General features: G+C 56.8%; 16 protein-coding genes. 7 read left to right on the forward strand and 9 right to left on the reverse strand.

Features of this window, described 5'->3' with window-relative positions; all coding sequences use genetic code 11:
* The first annotated feature begins 4 nt into the window (after nt 1-4).
* The 3 genes from C1Y42_RS09570 to C1Y42_RS09580 all read left to right on the forward strand — a co-directional run bounded on the left by C1Y42_RS09570 (nt 5) and on the right by C1Y42_RS09580 (nt 1728).
* The gene (locus C1Y42_RS09570; protein WP_104093287.1) at nt 5-919 is read left to right on the forward strand and encodes an SDR family oxidoreductase; all 915 of its coding nucleotides are present in this window, start codon (nt 5-7) and stop codon (nt 917-919) included.
* A gap of 60 nt (nt 920-979) precedes the next feature.
* Entirely contained in the window at nt 980-1240 is a 261-nt protein-coding gene (locus tag C1Y42_RS09575) for a hypothetical protein (protein ID WP_058770190.1), read from the forward strand.
* Nucleotides 1241-1398: 158 nt separating this feature from the next.
* Nucleotides 1399-1728 (forward strand): hypothetical protein, encoded by a 330-nt coding sequence (locus C1Y42_RS09580; protein WP_104093288.1) that lies wholly within the window; start codon nt 1399-1401, stop codon nt 1726-1728.
* On the opposite strand, the gene C1Y42_RS09585 is transcribed toward C1Y42_RS09580, so the two are convergent.
* On the reverse strand, nt 1712-2524 hold the full coding sequence (locus C1Y42_RS09585) for a DUF4225 domain-containing protein (RefSeq protein ID WP_104093289.1): 813 nt from the start codon (nt 2522-2524) through the stop codon (nt 1712-1714). The genes C1Y42_RS09580 and C1Y42_RS09585 overlap by 17 nt on opposite strands.
* A 327-nt stretch (nt 2525-2851) precedes the next feature.
* Here C1Y42_RS09585 and C1Y42_RS09590 point away from each other — a divergent pair, with 327 nt between their 5' ends.
* A complete protein-coding gene (locus C1Y42_RS09590; protein ID WP_104093290.1) occupies nt 2852-3952 on the forward strand; it encodes an NADH:flavin oxidoreductase/NADH oxidase in 1101 nt (366 codons plus the stop codon).
* 129 nt (nt 3953-4081) lie between these two features.
* Nucleotides 4082-4495: a hydroxyisourate hydrolase gene (gene uraH, locus C1Y42_RS09595; protein WP_104093291.1), complete on the forward strand. Its 414-nt coding sequence runs from the start codon at nt 4082-4084 to the stop codon at nt 4493-4495.
* A gap of 186 nt (nt 4496-4681) precedes the next feature.
* On the opposite strand, the gene C1Y42_RS09600 is transcribed toward uraH, so the two are convergent.
* Nucleotides 4682-5521, reverse strand: a complete 840-nt coding sequence (locus C1Y42_RS09600; protein ID WP_104093292.1) for a helix-turn-helix transcriptional regulator — start codon at nt 5519-5521, stop codon at nt 4682-4684.
* 99 nt (nt 5522-5620) lie between these two features.
* On the opposite strand from C1Y42_RS09600, the gene C1Y42_RS09605 reads away from it, so the two are divergent.
* Nucleotides 5621-6517, forward strand: a complete 897-nt coding sequence (locus C1Y42_RS09605; protein ID WP_104093293.1) for an SDR family oxidoreductase — start codon at nt 5621-5623, stop codon at nt 6515-6517.
* Nucleotides 6518-6735: 218 nt separating this feature from the next.
* Here the strand turns inward: C1Y42_RS09605 and C1Y42_RS09610 are convergent, their stop codons facing one another.
* The 4 genes from C1Y42_RS09610 to C1Y42_RS09625 all read right to left on the reverse strand — a co-directional run bounded on the left by C1Y42_RS09610 (nt 6736) and on the right by C1Y42_RS09625 (nt 11578).
* Nucleotides 6736-7974 carry an aromatic amino acid transporter gene (locus tag C1Y42_RS09610; RefSeq protein WP_059012441.1) on the reverse strand — a complete coding sequence of 413 codons (1239 nt, stop codon included), beginning with the start codon at nt 7972-7974 and terminating at the stop codon, nt 6736-6738.
* Between the two features lie 158 nt (nt 7975-8132).
* Nucleotides 8133-9143, reverse strand: coding sequence for a Gfo/Idh/MocA family protein (locus C1Y42_RS09615; RefSeq protein ID WP_104093294.1), 1011 nt, complete (start codon nt 9141-9143; stop codon nt 8133-8135).
* 31 nt (nt 9144-9174) lie between these two features.
* Complete coding sequence (locus tag C1Y42_RS09620) at nt 9175-9996, reverse strand: TIM barrel protein (RefSeq protein WP_058781498.1); 822 nt, start codon at nt 9994-9996, stop codon at nt 9175-9177.
* 136 nt (nt 9997-10132) lie between these two features.
* Nucleotides 10133-11578, reverse strand: coding sequence for a sugar porter family MFS transporter (locus tag C1Y42_RS09625; RefSeq protein ID WP_104093295.1), 1446 nt, complete (start codon nt 11576-11578; stop codon nt 10133-10135).
* A 317-nt stretch (nt 11579-11895) separates the two neighbouring features.
* On the opposite strand from C1Y42_RS09625, the gene C1Y42_RS09630 reads away from it, so the two are divergent.
* Entirely contained in the window at nt 11896-13239 is a 1344-nt protein-coding gene (locus C1Y42_RS09630; RefSeq protein WP_104093296.1) for an MFS transporter, read from the forward strand.
* Nucleotides 13240-13242: 3 nt separating this feature from the next.
* On the opposite strand, the gene arnF is transcribed toward C1Y42_RS09630, so the two are convergent.
* From arnF to arnT, 3 genes are read right to left on the reverse strand one after another with little or no spacing between them, the layout of a single operon-like run.
* Nucleotides 13243-13605 carry a 4-amino-4-deoxy-L-arabinose-phosphoundecaprenol flippase subunit ArnF gene (gene arnF / locus C1Y42_RS09635; RefSeq protein ID WP_104093297.1) on the reverse strand — a complete coding sequence of 121 codons (363 nt, stop codon included), beginning with the start codon at nt 13603-13605 and terminating at the stop codon, nt 13243-13245.
* Entirely contained in the window at nt 13602-13922 is a 321-nt protein-coding gene (gene arnE, locus C1Y42_RS09640; RefSeq protein WP_088517260.1) for a 4-amino-4-deoxy-L-arabinose-phosphoundecaprenol flippase subunit ArnE, read from the reverse strand. The genes arnF and arnE overlap by 4 nt, the downstream gene beginning before the upstream one ends.
* Complete coding sequence (gene arnT / locus C1Y42_RS09645) at nt 13919-15574, reverse strand: lipid IV(A) 4-amino-4-deoxy-L-arabinosyltransferase (RefSeq protein ID WP_058776390.1); 1656 nt, start codon at nt 15572-15574, stop codon at nt 13919-13921. Before arnT ends, arnE begins: the two co-directional genes overlap by 4 nt.
* Nucleotides 15575-15578: the final 4 nt, after the last annotated feature.

The raw sequence follows: 15578 nt of genomic DNA on the forward strand, positions 1-15578 counted from the left end.
TGTTATGTCTCAGAAGATTATCCTGGTGACCGGATCGTCAAGCGGCTTCGGTCGCCTGACTGCCGAAGCGCTGGCTCGTGCTGGCCATACCGTTTATGCATCGATGCGGGATATTGCGGGCCGTAATGCCTCAAATGTCCGCCAGTTAAGCGAACTCTCCACGCGGGAAGGAATGGACCTGCGGCCGCTGGAACTTGATGTTCAGTGCGACATATCGGTTGATGCTGCCATTGAAACGGTAATATCCGCCGCCGGGAAGCTTGATGTGGTGGTACACAATGCTGGCCACATGATGTTCGGCCCGGCCGAAGCCTTCACGCCAGAGCAGTGCGCCCAGCAATATGACGTTAACGTGCTGGGAACGCAGCGCGTTAACCGGGCCATACTGCCGCATATGCGCTCCCGCCGTGAAGGCCTGCTGGTCTGGATTTCCAGTTCCAGCGTGACCGGCGGCACACCGCCCTATCTGGCCCCTTATTTTGCCGCCAAAGCGGCGATGGATACGCTTGCCGTTCAGTATGCGCGCGAGCTCAGCCGATTCGGCATTGAGACGACAATCATCGTGCCGGGAGCCTTTACCAAAGGGACGAACCATTTTGCCCATTCAGGAAGTCCTGCCGACACCGGGCGTGTCGCGGAGTATGAAGCAGGTCCTTATGCCGGATTCGGCGATGTTGTGCAAAAGGCCTTTGCGGGGATAGTGCCGGAGGATGCCGATCCCGCGCGCGTTGCAGCACAGATAACCGATGTTGTCGGTATGCCGTTTGGTACACGTCCATTTCGTGTGCATAACGATCCGTCCGAAGACGGCGCGAATATTGGCTTTGCGGTCATCGACCGTTTGCGCGCCGAAATGCTACATCGGGTTGGATTGTCCGATCTTCTGACGCCAGCGAAAGCACCGTCGTGTGAAGGGTAACAGCCGTGACCGGCGGGATCGCTCGCCGGTCGCTTTACCATGCAAACAGGAGCGCCGGAAATGCACACCGTTGTCATCCTTATCTGTGGCTTTGCGCTATTTGGCATCTTCCTGGCATTTGGATGGCTCTGGCATTTAGGGCCCTTTCCCAGTGAGTTAACCACGAAAAGTTTCATCGCCGTCTGGGTGATAATCGCATTCATCAACATGTGGACAGGTATCAACAAAGCCGGCTATGCGTTCAGTGAAGAATTGTCCGTACTGCCGTTCGTGTTGCTGCCGCCGGTCATCGCTGCCGGTTTCGTGCTGTTTCTCTGGTAAATCGATTACAGGTAACCAGCAAGTCAGACTAATGACGTAAGCTGCTGTTTCAAAGTTAAATTAACTAACATCGAAACATGATTCACAGATGGCGATTTATCGCCTGTTTTCGGGTAAACTCACTGGTGATGTTATGGTGAATTTTAAGGATGAAATCCATGAAAATTAGCGAAGAATCACTGCTGGAGTCCGGCTTCAGTCATAAAGATCTCCAGAAAATCAAAAGCAATGTGGAAAATTTCGGGGGAACTCTTGATGAAGTGGTTCAGGATTTAGCAAAACGATTCAATGTAGCTAAGTGGATAACTATTATTGCTTTTTTAATCCTGATTTTTACATCTTTTTTATCTACAAAAAATAACACACTCTCTCTGGCTTTTGCGTTAATTGTAGGGTTACCTTTTATCTGGTATTTAACGCCCGCCAAACTCGCTTTTAAAGCCTGGCGGTATAAAAAACATGCTTCCGGGATTAAGGGCGATCTGTAATTGTCATCAGATCAAAAATAACTTTGGCCTTCACGCCGTATCCAACAATTTTCATGGTTAGTTTTGGCCGACTTAACGTACTGACTTTCCTGTAATAATCGATGGGCATATAGCGAAATAGCCTCCATGCTCCAGGCTTTCTTATTAAGCCTAAAATGCTGTAAGCGTTAGCAATAAGTGAGATTGATTTATATACGCCTAATCCACTTTTAGAACTAAAACCCATAAATTCAGCCGCAGACATAGCAGCATTGGCAGCGAACCCTTCAGATGAAGGATCATGAAGTATCTGATGGCTAAATTCTTTACTAAGGCCATTGAATCCATCCACAACGAGTATTGCGCCAGCCAGCACACCCAATGGATTAGCGCTAGCCAGTAGCGTTGTTCCTAAAGCTATTTCTGCACCCGAAAGCACTACATTCACAGCAGAAATCACATAACCGACAATTTTGTTATTTTCCCGGACGAACTCCACTTTGGCGTAAAGTTTCGCAGTATTCCTGCGCAGCATTTGCCCCTGCTCTGCAAGATTTTCGGTCTCTGCCCTGAGATTTTTTACGCAGGCCATGCACTCTTCATCAGACTTTGCGCGCCGGGCAATCGAGAACTGCTCTTCAATCACATCCCTTATTTCCTGCACAAACTGGAGTCGTGTAAGTCCATCCCTGATGTGAAACCCGGCTTCACGGTTAGCCGTTTCAATCAGCTTACGGGCTTCAAGATTGACCATCGATTCTGCCCAGGCCCTGTTGCGCCCATTTGAACGCATCATTGCGAGTAGTGCTTCATCCATTTCACAGTTCCTTTGATTAGCCAATAATTCGATAATACTTAATCAGATCCCTCTTTAACATGAGGAGTTATTTTGAACCGCCAGGTTTACGCCTGTCCAGAATCCCTTAGCGTTAGCTTGCGTTCTGTTAAACCTCAGCCCCTGGTTTGAATAAAGGGCGCTAGTCAGCCTTACCGGCACGTTAGCCGAACCCGGCGCCATTACATCAATCACTAAAAGTATGTTGTAATTAATGTGTGTCATTGCCGCTTACATCTGGCATTGCTGCAAATCCGGCTGCAGCTCCTATGCTGTAGTGAGTCATTAACGTGCGGATATGAGGTATGCATGAGTTTACTGTTTAGCGCGACGCAGCTTGGCGAGTTGTCGCTGGAAAATCGCATTGTGATTGCACCAATGTGCCAATACTCAGCGGAAGAAGGTCAGGCAACGGCCTGGCACCGCATTCATCTCGGCCAGCTGGCGCTCTCTGGCGCGGGACTGCTGATTATCGAGGCGACGGCAGTGGAAGCCATTGGCCGTATCACGCCGGGCGACCTGGGGTTGTGGGACGACGCGACAGAAGCCGCGCTGGCCAGCGTGCTGCAGGACGTGCGGCGCTACGCTACCCTGCCGATTGGCATTCAGTTGGGTCACGCCGGGCGCAAAGCGTCCTGTGCTGCGCCATGGCAAGGCGGTGCGCAGCTCTCTGAGGAACACGGCGGCTGGCAGACCGTCGCGCCGTCTGCACAGCCGTTTGGACAGGATGAGCGTCCGCCGGCCGCACTCAGCAAACAGGATCTGGCAAAGCTGAAACAGGCCTTTGTCGATAGCGCCCTGCGCGCGGTACGCATCGGCATTCAGCTGGTCGAACTGCATGCTGCGCACGGCTATTTGCTGCACCAGTTTCTGTCGCCGCTAAGCAACCAGCGTGACGATGAATATGGCGGCTCATTAGAGAACCGTCTGCGTTTTCCGCTTGAGGTGTTCAAGGCGCTGCGCGCTGTGCTGCCGGCGGAAATCCCGGTTGGCGTGCGGCTTTCCGCCACCGACTGGATCGAGGGCGGTTGGGATAATCAGCAATCGATTGTTTTCAGCCAGCAGCTCGAAGCCGCAGGCTGCGCCTACATTCACGTCTCCAGCGGGGGCCTGGCACCGCAGCAGCAAATCAGCGTGGGCCCTGGTTATCAGTTGCCGTTCGCCCGCGAGATTCGCCAGCAGGTCTCGATTCCGGTGATTGGCGTGGGGCTGATTACCGAACCTAAACAGGCCGAGCAGGCGCTGCAGGAGCAGGATGCCGATTTGATCGCGCTGGCACGCGCGGTACTGTATGACCCACGCTGGCCATGGCACGCCGCCGCCGAACTGGGCGCGCAGGCCAAAGCGCCGCCTCAGTACCTGCGTTCCGAACCGCACGGCCTGAAAGGCACCCTGAACAGCAACCAGTGATTTCCCTAACCGGCAGCCGCCCGGTTGCCGGTTCTGTTCTGGGAAATTTCACAGATTTCAGCCCATTGTGCGCGACCGCACTATTTTCGTCTTATGCTTTCCCGGCCAATTAACCAAAAGGAAAATGAGATGAAATTGCAGCATTATTTACTGGGCGGCGCGCTCTGCGCTTTCAGCGTGAGCGGCCTGGCCGCTGAGATGAAAAATCCCCTGAGCGTGCATGTGCTGAATCTGCAAACCGGCGTACCGACCGCAGGTATTGAAGTCGAGCTGGATAAGAAACAAGGTGACGAGTGGGTGAAACTGGCGCAGGGCACCACCAACGAACAGGGGCGTATTCCGGCGCTTTACCCGGCGGGCCAGAAGGCGCAGACCGGTATCTACCGCGTAATTTTTAAAACCGGTGACTATTACAAAAAAAACGCCCAGCCGACCTTTTTCCCGGAAATCCCGGTGATGTTCAACCTGGATAATGCCGAGCAGCACTACCATATTCCACTGCTGCTCAGCCAGTACGGCTACTCCACCTATCGCGGCAACTAAGCAAAAAAGGCGCTGCGGACGGTATATTTATACCAGTACGTTTTGTTGAACAGTTGCCTCGTTAAGCGATTGAATCAGGCAGGAGAATCTCTATTCCGTTGCTCCTGCCCATTACAGGGTAAGCCTGTTTTTTCGGCTGGTGTGATTGCTATAGCGTGCTGGCTGACGCATTAAAAACTGTCTGACTCAGACTACGCGCTGAGCTGAGTTCTGCGAAATCCAGCGCTCTGTTTTCGCTCTGCTTTCATCGGTTGCCGGATTAAAGAGCATCATCGTTAAATCCGGCCTGCCTTCAACAGAAAAGGTCGAGAACTCCAGGGCAATCGTTCCCATTTGCGGATGATGCAGCACCTTAAACCCTTCGCCATGCCCGGCCACATCGTTGTTACGCCACAGGCGGGCGAAGTCAGCACTTTGAGCGGATAGCTCCTCAACCAGTCGATCAATTTCCTCTGAAGCCCCCAGGCGCGCGGCATCCGCCCGAAAGGCGTTGACGATGAGATGGGCCACGCCCTCCCAGTCGTCTTGCATCCCCCGCGCTTCCTGATCGGTAAACAGCAGGCGCAGAATATTGCGCCGCGCGGGCGGGAGTTGCCCATAATCCTTCAGCACAACCGTCGCCGGGTGATTCCATGCCACCACATCCCAGGTGGCGGTTTTAATAATCGCCGGAATCGTCAGGCTTTCCAGTACGCGTTGCAGCCGTGGGGTTATGCTATCGGACCGACTTACCCGGTTTTCTGGTGGATGCCCAAACGCGAGGATAAACAGATGATCGCGCTCGGGAGACGTAAGCCGCAGCCCGGCAGCAATGCGGTTCAGTACCTCACGCGAGGGCGCTCCCCCGCGGCCCTGCTCAAGCCAGGTGTACCAGGTCGGGCTGATATTCGCGAGCTGGGCAACCTCTTCGCGGCGCAGGCCCGGCGTACGTCGGCGGCCGGGCAAAAAACCAAACGAAGCCGGGTCAATTGCCAGACGGCGTGCCCTTAAAAACTCACCCAGCGGATTTTCAGAAAGCAGCGTCATAAATCACCCTGTTAATGTTTATACCCTGATAACCTCACTACTTTAATAGTAAAAGATCCGCGCTTACGCTGTCGCACTAAATCACTCAGGAGACAGGCTATGCGTATTTTTGTAACGGGAGCGACGGGCTTTATCGGCTCACGCGTTGTATCGGACCTGCTGGCTCGCGGCCATCAGGTGACCGGTCTTGTACGTTCAGAAGAAGCAGCTCAGCAGTTAAACGATAAGGGCGCCACAGCCCAGCGCGGTACGCTGGAAGATCCCCAGGCGTGGATTGCCGGCATTGACCAATGTGATGCGGTGATCCACACCGCTTTCGATCATGATTTCAGCCGTTTTGTCGAAAATTGCGAAAAAGACCGCCGCGTTATTCGCGCGATTGGCTCTGTGTTGCAGGGCAGTCAGCGTCCGCTGCTCATCACTTCTGGTACCGGAATGGGTGATGACGGCAGCGGCCAGCCCGCTCTTGAGCAGAATTTCAACCCGGCACACCCTAACCCACGCGTCGCCTCGGAGCTGGAAGGCACTAAGCTCCTTGAATCGGGAATCGATCTACGTGTGGTGCGTTTACCTCAGGTTCACAACACCGAACGTCAGGGATTAATCAGCTATTACATCGCTCTTGCCAGGGAGAAAGGCGCGGCAGCTTATATCGGCGGAGGTGAAAACGCCTGGTGTGCGGCACACGTTGATGACGTGGCCGGGCTGTACGTAAAAGTGCTTGAGCAAGGCGAACGCGGCAAACGGTATCATGCGGTAGCAGAGGAAAGTATTGCCTCACGGCTGATTGCTGAAACCGTAGCAGCAGGCCTGGGTATTCCTGCCGTTTCGCTGAAACCCGATCAGGCCGCGGAGCATTTCGGCTGGTTCGCCGCTTTCGCCAGGCTGGATCTGCGTGCCAGCGGTGCCTGGACGCGTCAGCAGCTCAACTGGCAGCCCAACGGACCGGGTCTTATCGCTGACTTGAGCAGAGTGAATTATTCAACCCAGTCGTAGCCCCAGCGCCGGGTAGCGGCGCAATTCATTGCGCAATTTACAACGCTGCGGCGGATGGATTAGCGCGATAAATCGCGCCGCTACGAGCTGGTGCTGTGACCGTAAGCGGTGCAATTCATCGCACAATATACAACGGCGCGGTGGCCAGATTCGCGCGATAAATCGCGCCGCTACGAATAGTGTGCAGCCTTACCTCTGAACCTCACGGCTCTCGCCACTCAGGCCGCAGCAAATTGCGGTAACACACCCAGCCAGCTCAGCGTCCATGCCAGCACATTCAGCGCGCCGAAAAGCAGTACCAGGCCAATCGCCAGTGGCGTACGCGGCCGATCGGCGAAGCGCTGTTGCGCACGCCGCGCCAGCAGCGCCGGAATAATCACCGCCCATAGCGTGGCAAACAGACCGGCAAAACCGATGGCGGCGACGAAGCCATGTGGCCACCATAGCGAAGCGAGCAGCGGCGGCAAAAATGTCAGGCAGGCAGTTTGCAGCCGCGCGCGCGGGGAATGCCCCCAGCCGAGGCGGTCGGCGATGAAATCAAACAGGCCTGCCGTCACGCCGAGAAACGAGGCTATCACCGCGAAATGTGAGAACACCGACATCATCAGCGATAACGCGCGCACGTGCAGATGATCGCGCAGCGCGGCCATCAGCGCGGCAATATCTCCACCCTGCTGCACGATGTCAGGAAACGCGGCGCGCGGCAAATTCCCCATGGTGCAGACAATCCAGAACAGATACAGCGCCAGCGACATCAGCGTGCCCAGCACCAGCGCGCGTGTCACCGGCGACTCGCAGCGCTGATAATAACTCACCAGCCCGGTGATGTTACCGTGATAGCCAAAAGAGGCCAGACAGAACGGCAGCACGCCCAGCGCGTAAGGCCAGTAGCTGTCTCCCGGCGCGGCGGCAGCGAACAGCGAGGGCACATCCACCTGGGTTAACAGCCCGCCGAACAGCAAAATCAATAGCAGGATTTTTGCCAGCACGCAGAACGTCATCAAACGACTGACGCCGGTGGTGCCGAGCCATACCACGGCGGCGACACACAACGTCAGCGCGATTTTGGCCCCGGCGGTTGAGAGCGGCACGCCAAGCTGATTCAGCGAGTGCTGGTAAACCGGACCGCTGGCTGAGATATAGGCGTAGGTGAGAATGCCCAGCACAAACAGGATGCTAAGGCCATTGATGCTGGCCCAGCCGCGCCCAAGCAAATCGCGCGTCAGCGTATCATAGCCCGCGCCTGGCGGATAATGCAGGCTGACACGCATAAACAGCAGCCCGGAGAGCAGCATTGCGCCCCAGCTGATGCCCAGCAGCAGCAGTGCCCAGCCAAACCACGCCCCGGCCATCACGATCGGCAACGTAAACATACCGGCGCCCACTACCGTCCCACAGATGATCATGGCGCCCCACCATACCGAGGGCTGGCGGCGCGCCATTACGCTCTCCGTCATCACACTTTTCCTTGCACAGCATAAAGGCGGCGATGATACACGGGATTGCTAACAAATGTGAGGCGCGGGCGGTCACTGACGGGAAGACAGCTGTCAACAGGTGACAATGTCACATAAAAGCGCACCGGTTAGGGTGCGCCAGCCGCGATGTGGCGGGATTAACGATAAAAAGCCGGACGTGGCGGCATGGTAATCGGGACAATGTCACCGTTGTTCTGTGCCGCAACACAGGCATCGGCCGCCACGGCGGCGGCATAGCCGTCCCACGCCGACGGGCCTGTCATTTTGCCCGACAGCACGTTGTTAATGAAATCCTGCAGCTCAACGTCATACGCAGCGATAAAACGCTTTTTCCAGTCGGTCAGAATGCCGGTGGAGAGCTGCGCCGCATGGCGGGTTTGCACCGACATCGGTTCAGGCAGGCGGGCAATGCCGCTCTCGCCAACCACCTCACACTGAATGTCGTAACCATAGGCACAGTTCACGAAGATCTCGACATCAATGCGGATGCCCTTCGCGGTTTCCAGCAGCACAATCTGCGGATCCTTCAGGTGCGATGACGCGTGGCGGGTCTTGCGTGGGTAAATCACCTGCGCACTGACATAATCATCGTTCAGCAGCCAGCGCAGCACGTCGAGTTCATGGATCAGCGTATCGGTGATCGCCATATCGGTGGTATAAGCATCGCCGACCGCCGGATTGCGGTGCGCGCAGTGCAGCATTAGCGGCTCACCCAGGGTGCCGCCGTCGATAACCGCTTTCAGCGCGCGATAGCCGCTGTCGTACGGTCGCATAAAACCCACCTGCACCAGTTTTTTGCCCGCGGCAATTTCCGCTTCGACGATATTCATACAGCCCTGCGCGGTCACCGCCAGTGGCTTCTCGCAGAATACCGCTTTGCCGGCTTTGATGGCTGCCAGCACAAACTCTTCATGCGTCGGGCCCCATGAGGTAACCAGAATGGCCTGCACCTCCGGCGCGACGATTAAATCGTGCGCGTTGTCGTAAATCTCCGCCTGCAAGCCGAGCTCGTTAATCACCTGCTCACAGTTGTTGCGATTGATATCATTAAGCGCGACCACGCGCGCATGCTGCAGCACCTGGCTGCAACGACGAATGTGTTCACGGCCAATAGCGCCAGTGCCGATTACACCAATATTGAGTGTCATGCGAGGTTCCTTCAGCAAAATGCCGGATTGGTTAGTGGTTGAGATAATCAATGCTGCTGCGGATTTCGCGCGCAATATCCTCAGCGCTCCAGCTCTCCATCACCGACGAAAACGGCTCGAAAGCATAAACACCGCGATAGCCCATCTCTTCCAGGCGCTGCACCTGCTCGCGGGATTTCAGCAGGTCATCCGCGCTCAGCATGATGCGCTCTTCGTCGGTGAGTTGATGAGTCGGGCGCGCATCCGTTACGCCAGAGAGATGCACCAGGCCGATGTGATTCACGTCTACACCACCGGCGAAATCCTGTTCGGCGCCTTCGTACAGGTGATGATGGAAGGTATCCAGCACGATGTTAAACGGCACACCGGCCTGAGCAATAAGCTGCTGCGCCAGCGCGGCGGAGCGCAGTGAACTCTGCGGAAAACCGAGTGGTTCAACCAGCCCGGCAACACCATATTCGGCAAACAGCGGCGCCAGGGTTTGCAGTGCCTGTACGGTTTGCTCATTACTCACCGGCGTCCCATCATTGAGCGGACAGAGCACCAGCGCTTTCGCCCCGGTGGCGCGCGCATCGGCTAACAGCGCGCGCGTTTTTTCCAGCACCGCATCATCTAACTGGTTGAAGGGATACACCGCGTTGATGGTTTCGATCTCAAGCTGATGCTGCGCTGCCAGACGACGCACCTCCTCACCGCCTGCGCCGTCGGTCACGCTGCCGCTTTTCATATCGTTGCGTATTTCAACTTTATTTAATCCCAGCTGTTCCACCAGCGCGAAGAATTCCGCCATGCTGAGATGAGGGGCAATTTTACGGTTAACACAGAATCGGTCACTGCTTATTTTGTAGGTCATGATCTTTCCTGGATAATAATCACTGGGTAAAGTTCTGTTTGCTGCAAGGTACTGACATGCCCTGATAGTAAGTTATCTTTTTTGCCCGCTCTGCGGCTTCTTTGAGTGATTTACATCAGCCTGAGCGCCCTCACATTTAGCCTTTGCCGTCATATAGTTCATAGAAATAGTGTTCGACCTGTTCCAGGCTGCGCCCTTTGGTTTCAGGGATAGCACGCAGCACGAACAGGGCGCCGCCGATCCCGATCACGGCGAAGGTGAGAAACGCCCCGGCCAGGTCAAAGGCGGCCAGCAACAGCGGGAAGGCCATGGAAATGGCGAAGTTGGCAATCCACAAGGCGAAAACCGCACCGCCCATGCAAATGCCGCGCATGCGCGCCGGGAAGATTTCCGACAGCAGCAACCAGGTGACCGGTGACAGCGCGCCCTGCTGAAAACATAAAAACATCAGCATTCCGGCCAGTACCAGGTAGGCCCGCAGCAGATTAACCGCACCACCGGCGTGATACTCTGGCATTAGCAGGCACACCGTAGCGATAAAGAACAGGCAGGCGGTACAGCCCATCTGCCCTATCAGCACCAGCGGACGACGACCAACCTTACCGATTATCACGATCCCCACCAGCGTCATGATTACCGAGATCACGCCGTTGGCGATGGTGGCGAACAACGCCGCATCGTTGCTCAGGCCGGTGGCAGTAAGCATGGTTGGCGCGTAGTACATGATGGTATTCACACCGGTCAGCTGCTGGATGGCGGCAATGCCAATTCCCAGTAAAAACACTTTGCGCAACCATGGCGTGCGCAGGTCACGCAGGCGACCTTTGCCTTGCTGGCGATGCTCTTCGATGGTCTCTTCGATCTCCTCCAGTTCCCACTCTACGTCCTCCGCCGCCCGGGTTTTCTCCAGCACCCTGCGCGCGCCAGCGGTGTTGCCGCGCATGACATGCCAGCGTGGACTTTCCGGCATAAAGATCATCCCGATCCACAACAGCACGGCGGGTACGGTGGAGATGGCCAGCATCCAGCGCCAGGTGTGTTCGCCACCCCAGATTTCATTGAAGGTCGCATTGGAGACATAGGCCAGCAGCTGGCCAGAGACAATCATCAGCTCCTGTAGCGTCACCAGTTGACCGCGTTTATTCGCCGGGGCAATTTCCGCGATATACACCGGCACAGTGGCAGCCGCCCCGCCAACGGCAATACCAAGAAACAGGCGTGACGCAATCATCGTCACCACATCAGGTGCGAAGGCAGAGCCGACCGCGCCGAGGGCAAAAATAAAGGCCAGCGTGATGATGATTTTGCGGCGCCCGAGGACATCCGCGAAGTGCCCTGCCAGCAGCGCGCCAAAGGCAGCGCCAAACAACAGTGAACTGGTCACCAGCCCGGTAGTGAACGGCGTGAGATGCAAATCACTCCGCATGAACAGCAGCGCACCGGATACCACGCCGGTATCGTAACCGAACAGCAGCCCGCCGAGTGTCGCCACCAGCGCGATGATTTTTACGAAGGGTTCGGTTTTTGTTGTGCTGTTGGGGCCGGACGCGGGGTTGGTGGAGAGATAAAGTTCTTTTTCCATAATACCTCCTGGTAAAAAATGCGTTAGGAAAAGCATCAGAACAAAGCAGCGCGTCCAGGCTATCGGCATTTTTATTTCATGTTAATTTATATTTGAAACCTGCTTTTCAAATTGTGAGTTCAAGCCTTTTGACTGGTTTATTTTGATGGATTTACATCAGCCGAAAAAAGGAGAATGAAGATTGGGCGAGGTGGTTATGGAAGCACAGCAGATGGGCCCCTTTACGCCGGGAGTCGCCACGCTTTGTGATCAATCGCGCAACAACTGCACAAGCCTTCTTGTATGGTAGTCGCTCTTTAACCTCTTCGGGATTTGTCATGGCCTCTTCAACTGTTGCTCAATCTGATACCGCTGAAGCTCACCCTAAATCATTGATCCGCCGCGTCGCCAGCGCCTCAGCGATAGGCACGGCGGCAGAGTATTACGACTTTTTCGCTTACGGTACGGCAGCGGTACTGTTCTTTGGCCATCTGTTCTTTCCCAGCCACGATCCGCTGGTCAGCACACTCGCTGCCTTCGCCACTTATGCGGTTGGCTTCCTCGCACGTCCTTTTGGCGGCATGGTGTTTGGGCACATCGGCGACAAAGTGGGACGCAAAAAGGCGCTGGTGGCGACCATCCTGATCGTGGGCCTTGGCACGTTCTGCATTGGCCTGTTGCCAACTTACGAAAAAATTGGCGTCTGGGCCCCGGTATTACTGATTGCCATCCGCTTGCTGCAGGGGTTTGGCGTCGGCGGCGAACAGGCGGGCGCGGTATTAATGACGGCCGAATATGCGCAGCCTTCCCGGCGCGGTTTCTTTGCCAGCTGGGTGCAGATTGGCGCCCCGGTCGGGTTCCTGCTGCCGCTGGCGCTGTTCGCTGTGCTTAATGCCGCGCTGAGCGCGGAGCAGATGATGGACTGGGGCTGGCGCGTGCCTTTTCTGCTCAGCGCGCTGCTGGTGATTGTCGGCCTGTTTATTCGCCTGCGCATTGATGAATCGCCGGTCTTCGCCGCCATTCGTGAAACCAAAGCGGCAGAATCCAGGCCGTTAAAAGAGGTGCTGCGTGGTAATCCGCGGCTGGTGGTCAACGGCGTGGCAGCGAAACTGATCGAAGCCTGCGCCTTCGCCCTGTTTACCGTCATCATCCTTGCCTGGGGTAAGGCTAATCAGCTTGATGCCGGCATTTTGATGAACAGTATGATCGTCGCGGTGATCCTCGAAGTACTGGCGATCCCGCTGATGGGTGCCCTTTCCGACCGCATCGGTCGCAAGCCGGTTTACCTGATCGGCACGCTGCTGATCATGCTCTCGATCGTGCCATTTTTTCTCGCGCTGGCGCACAACAGCTACTGGCTCACGCAGCTGGCGATGATCGTGGCGCTGACGCTGGGTCACAGCATGTGTTATGCCCCACAGGCGTCATGGTTCCCCGAACTGTTTCCCACGCACATTCGCTGCAGCGGTATCGCGGTGATCTGGCAGATCGGTTCGCTGATCGGCAGCGGCGTACTCGGACTGGTGGCGGTGAAGATTCTGCAGGTGACCCACGGCCACTGGTATGGTCTGGCGCTGTATGTTGCAGTGCTGGGGGTGATTTCATTGTTCGGCCTGCTGCGTCTGCCGGAAACGGCGCCAGCCCGCCGCCAGGGTGAATATCACCCGTGGCAGCAGCATTAACGGTTAACGGCGCGGCAGCGCCACGCACAGCAGGCCGCAGACAATCAATACGACGCCAGCGAGACTGCTCCAGCGGAAGGTTTCATGCAAGGCCGGCAGAGAAATGGCGGCCAGCCACACCAGCACATAGCTCAGACTGAGCAGCGGATAGAGCCGGTTGAGCGGCAGCAGCCGCAGCGCCAGCAGCCAGCACAGCATTGAGCAGCCGTAGGCGGCCAGTCCGCCGATTAACGGTATCAGGCCGTGCTGCCACGGTAGCGCGGTCCATGTATCCAGCGGTGGCAGCACAAGCATCGCCGTGCGCAGCAGCAGCTGCGCCAGCGACACCAGCAGCACGCTGGCCAGCGCCAGCAGCCAGCCCTTCACAGATGGCTCCCCATCAGCGCAACCCCGGCAACGATCGCCAGCGTACCCAGCCACTGCCGCCGCGTGTAGGTCTCACGCCAGATGACGCGCGCCGCCACCGCCACCAGCACAAAATTCAGGCTCAGCATCGGGTAAGCCACGCTGACCGGCACGGTGCGCAGCACCACCAGCCACAGCAGCATCGCCGTGCCCAGCAGCAGCAGGCTGAGCCCCAGCCAGCCGAACAGGCGGTGCCCGCCGCAGTGGGCCGCCTGTTTCTGACACAGCTGGGCGGCACAACTGAGCAGGCTTACCAGCAGGATCAGCAGCAGATTCATGGTGTCGCGTTATAGCCGTAGTAGACCAGCCGTCCCTGCTGATACACATCATCCGGCACCGGCAGATGCGCATCCGCTTGCTTTTCGTCAGAATTCAGCAGCAGCACCAGCGCTACCGGACCCTGTCGGCGATGCAGGCGCAGCCAGTCGGCGAAGGCTTCCCCGTCGACGTAGCGCGTTTTTGCATCGGGATAACCCAGTCCGTACTCCAGCTCACCTTTTTCATCGAAGAAAGTGATATCGCTGCGGCGCAGTTCCCATGCGACCGCTGAAGCGATGCCGGAATTGTCCACCACCAGATAGCGGCTCTGCGCCAGCTGAGGCCGAACGGCGCTGACGAAGCTCTGCGGCTGTTTGCTATCACGCACCTTTTGCGGGATAGCCAACCCGACCAGCAGCGCCAATGCCAGCGGGCAAAGCGCAGCCAGTTGCCAGCGGCCTGTTTTCAGGCTTAACCAGCCCATCACCGCCCAGCCGGCAAATGCCAGCGCAGCGCACACTACCCGCAGCAACTCATCGCGCGCGTACACCGGATGGTGCGCCAGCCCCCATGGTGCCAGCACCACCACGACCAGCAGCGTGGCGCCCAGACCAAACAGCAGGTTGATCCAGCCATTTACCACCAACGCCTGCTTCAGGCGCGCGGTGTTACCGTGCGCATAATGCGCCATCAACAACGCCAGCGGCGCAAAGCACGGCAGGATATAAGTCGGCAGTTTGCCTTTGGCAATGCTAAAGAACAGCAGCGGCAGTACAACCCAGCTGAGCAAATAGATCGCAGCAGCGTGCGGTTGACGCTGTCGCCATGCGCCGCTCAGCGCGCCCGGCAACAGGCCGAGCCACGGTAAACAGCCCGCCACCAACACCGGCAGGTAATACCAGAACGGCGCTTTATGCTGCGCATCGCTCTCCGCGAAGCGCTGAATATGTTCGACCCAGAAGAAGTAGTGCCAGAAATCGCCTTCCTGATGCTGTATAGACAGCGCCCAGGGCGCGCTGATCGCGGCCGCCACCAGCACAGTAAGCGGGCCCCAGCGCAGCAGTTCGCCAAAACGTCGCTGCCAGAGCACCCAGGGCACAATCGCCAGCACCGGCACCGCCAGCGCCAGAAAGCCTTTGGTCATGAAGCCCATGGCACAGGCCGCGCCGAGCAGCACATACCCCGTCAGCCGCTGTGAGGTACTGTGCGCCTGCGCAGCAAACCAAAAGCTGCACATTGCCGCCACCAGCCACAACAGCAGAATCGGATCGAGCACAGCATAGGTGCCGATGCCGTAAACCAGCAGCGAGGTAAGAAAGATCACGCTGGCGGTGAGCGCTATTTTGCGGCTGGCGAACATCCGTTTGCCCAGCCAGTAGATCAGCAGCGCACTCAGCGTGGTACAGATAATCGCACCGGCGCGCACGCCAAAGTTATTATGCCCAAATATCAGCTGGCCAAAATTATTGATCCAGTAACCGGCAATCGGCTTCTCGAAGTAGCGCAAATCATAAAAATGCGGCACCACCCAGTTACCGCTCAGCAGCATCTCGCGGCTGATTTCGGCATAGCGGGTTTCATCCGGCTGCCAGAGATCACGGAATGGCACCGGGATCAGATAATAGAGAGCAAAAAGCGCTATCAGCAGCACTATGCGGGTGCGGCTGCGCATCGGT

This window comes from Pantoea sp. ICBG 985, from assembly GCF_002928365.1.
GTDB lineage: Bacteria > Pseudomonadota > Gammaproteobacteria > Enterobacterales > Enterobacteriaceae > Pantoea > Pantoea dispersa.

What these genes read in the sequence shown, in the direction of transcription:
- C1Y42_RS09605 (WP_104093293.1), top strand. Translation starts at nt 5,621, where the DNA reads ATGCGTATTTTTGTAACGGGAGCGACGGGCTTTATCGGCTCACGCGTT.
- C1Y42_RS09580 (WP_104093288.1), top strand. Translation starts at nt 1,399, where the DNA reads ATGAAAATTAGCGAAGAATCACTGCTGGAGTCCGGCTTCAGTCATAAA.
- C1Y42_RS09615 (WP_104093294.1), bottom strand. Translation starts at nt 9,143, where the DNA reads ATGACACTCAATATTGGTGTAATCGGCACTGGCGCTATTGGCCGTGAA.
- C1Y42_RS09610 (WP_059012441.1), bottom strand. Translation starts at nt 7,974, where the DNA reads ATGACGGAGAGCGTAATGGCGCGCCGCCAGCCCTCGGTATGGTGGGGC.
- arnE (WP_088517260.1), bottom strand. Translation starts at nt 13,922, where the DNA reads ATGAATCTGCTGCTGATCCTGCTGGTAAGCCTGCTCAGTTGTGCCGCC.
- arnT (WP_058776390.1), bottom strand. Translation starts at nt 15,574, where the DNA reads ATGCGCAGCCGCACCCGCATAGTGCTGCTGATAGCGCTTTTTGCTCTC.
- uraH (WP_104093291.1), top strand. Translation starts at nt 4,082, where the DNA reads ATGAAATTGCAGCATTATTTACTGGGCGGCGCGCTCTGCGCTTTCAGC.
- C1Y42_RS09575 (WP_058770190.1), top strand. Translation starts at nt 980, where the DNA reads ATGCACACCGTTGTCATCCTTATCTGTGGCTTTGCGCTATTTGGCATC.
- C1Y42_RS09570 (WP_104093287.1), top strand. Translation starts at nt 5, where the DNA reads ATGTCTCAGAAGATTATCCTGGTGACCGGATCGTCAAGCGGCTTCGGT.
- C1Y42_RS09625 (WP_104093295.1), bottom strand. Translation starts at nt 11,578, where the DNA reads ATGGAAAAAGAACTTTATCTCTCCACCAACCCCGCGTCCGGCCCCAAC.
- C1Y42_RS09590 (WP_104093290.1), top strand. Translation starts at nt 2,852, where the DNA reads ATGAGTTTACTGTTTAGCGCGACGCAGCTTGGCGAGTTGTCGCTGGAA.
- C1Y42_RS09630 (WP_104093296.1), top strand. Translation starts at nt 11,896, where the DNA reads ATGGCCTCTTCAACTGTTGCTCAATCTGATACCGCTGAAGCTCACCCT.
- C1Y42_RS09620 (WP_058781498.1), bottom strand. Translation starts at nt 9,996, where the DNA reads ATGACCTACAAAATAAGCAGTGACCGATTCTGTGTTAACCGTAAAATT.
- C1Y42_RS09600 (WP_104093292.1), bottom strand. Translation starts at nt 5,521, where the DNA reads ATGACGCTGCTTTCTGAAAATCCGCTGGGTGAGTTTTTAAGGGCACGC.
- C1Y42_RS09585 (WP_104093289.1), bottom strand. Translation starts at nt 2,524, where the DNA reads ATGGATGAAGCACTACTCGCAATGATGCGTTCAAATGGGCGCAACAGG.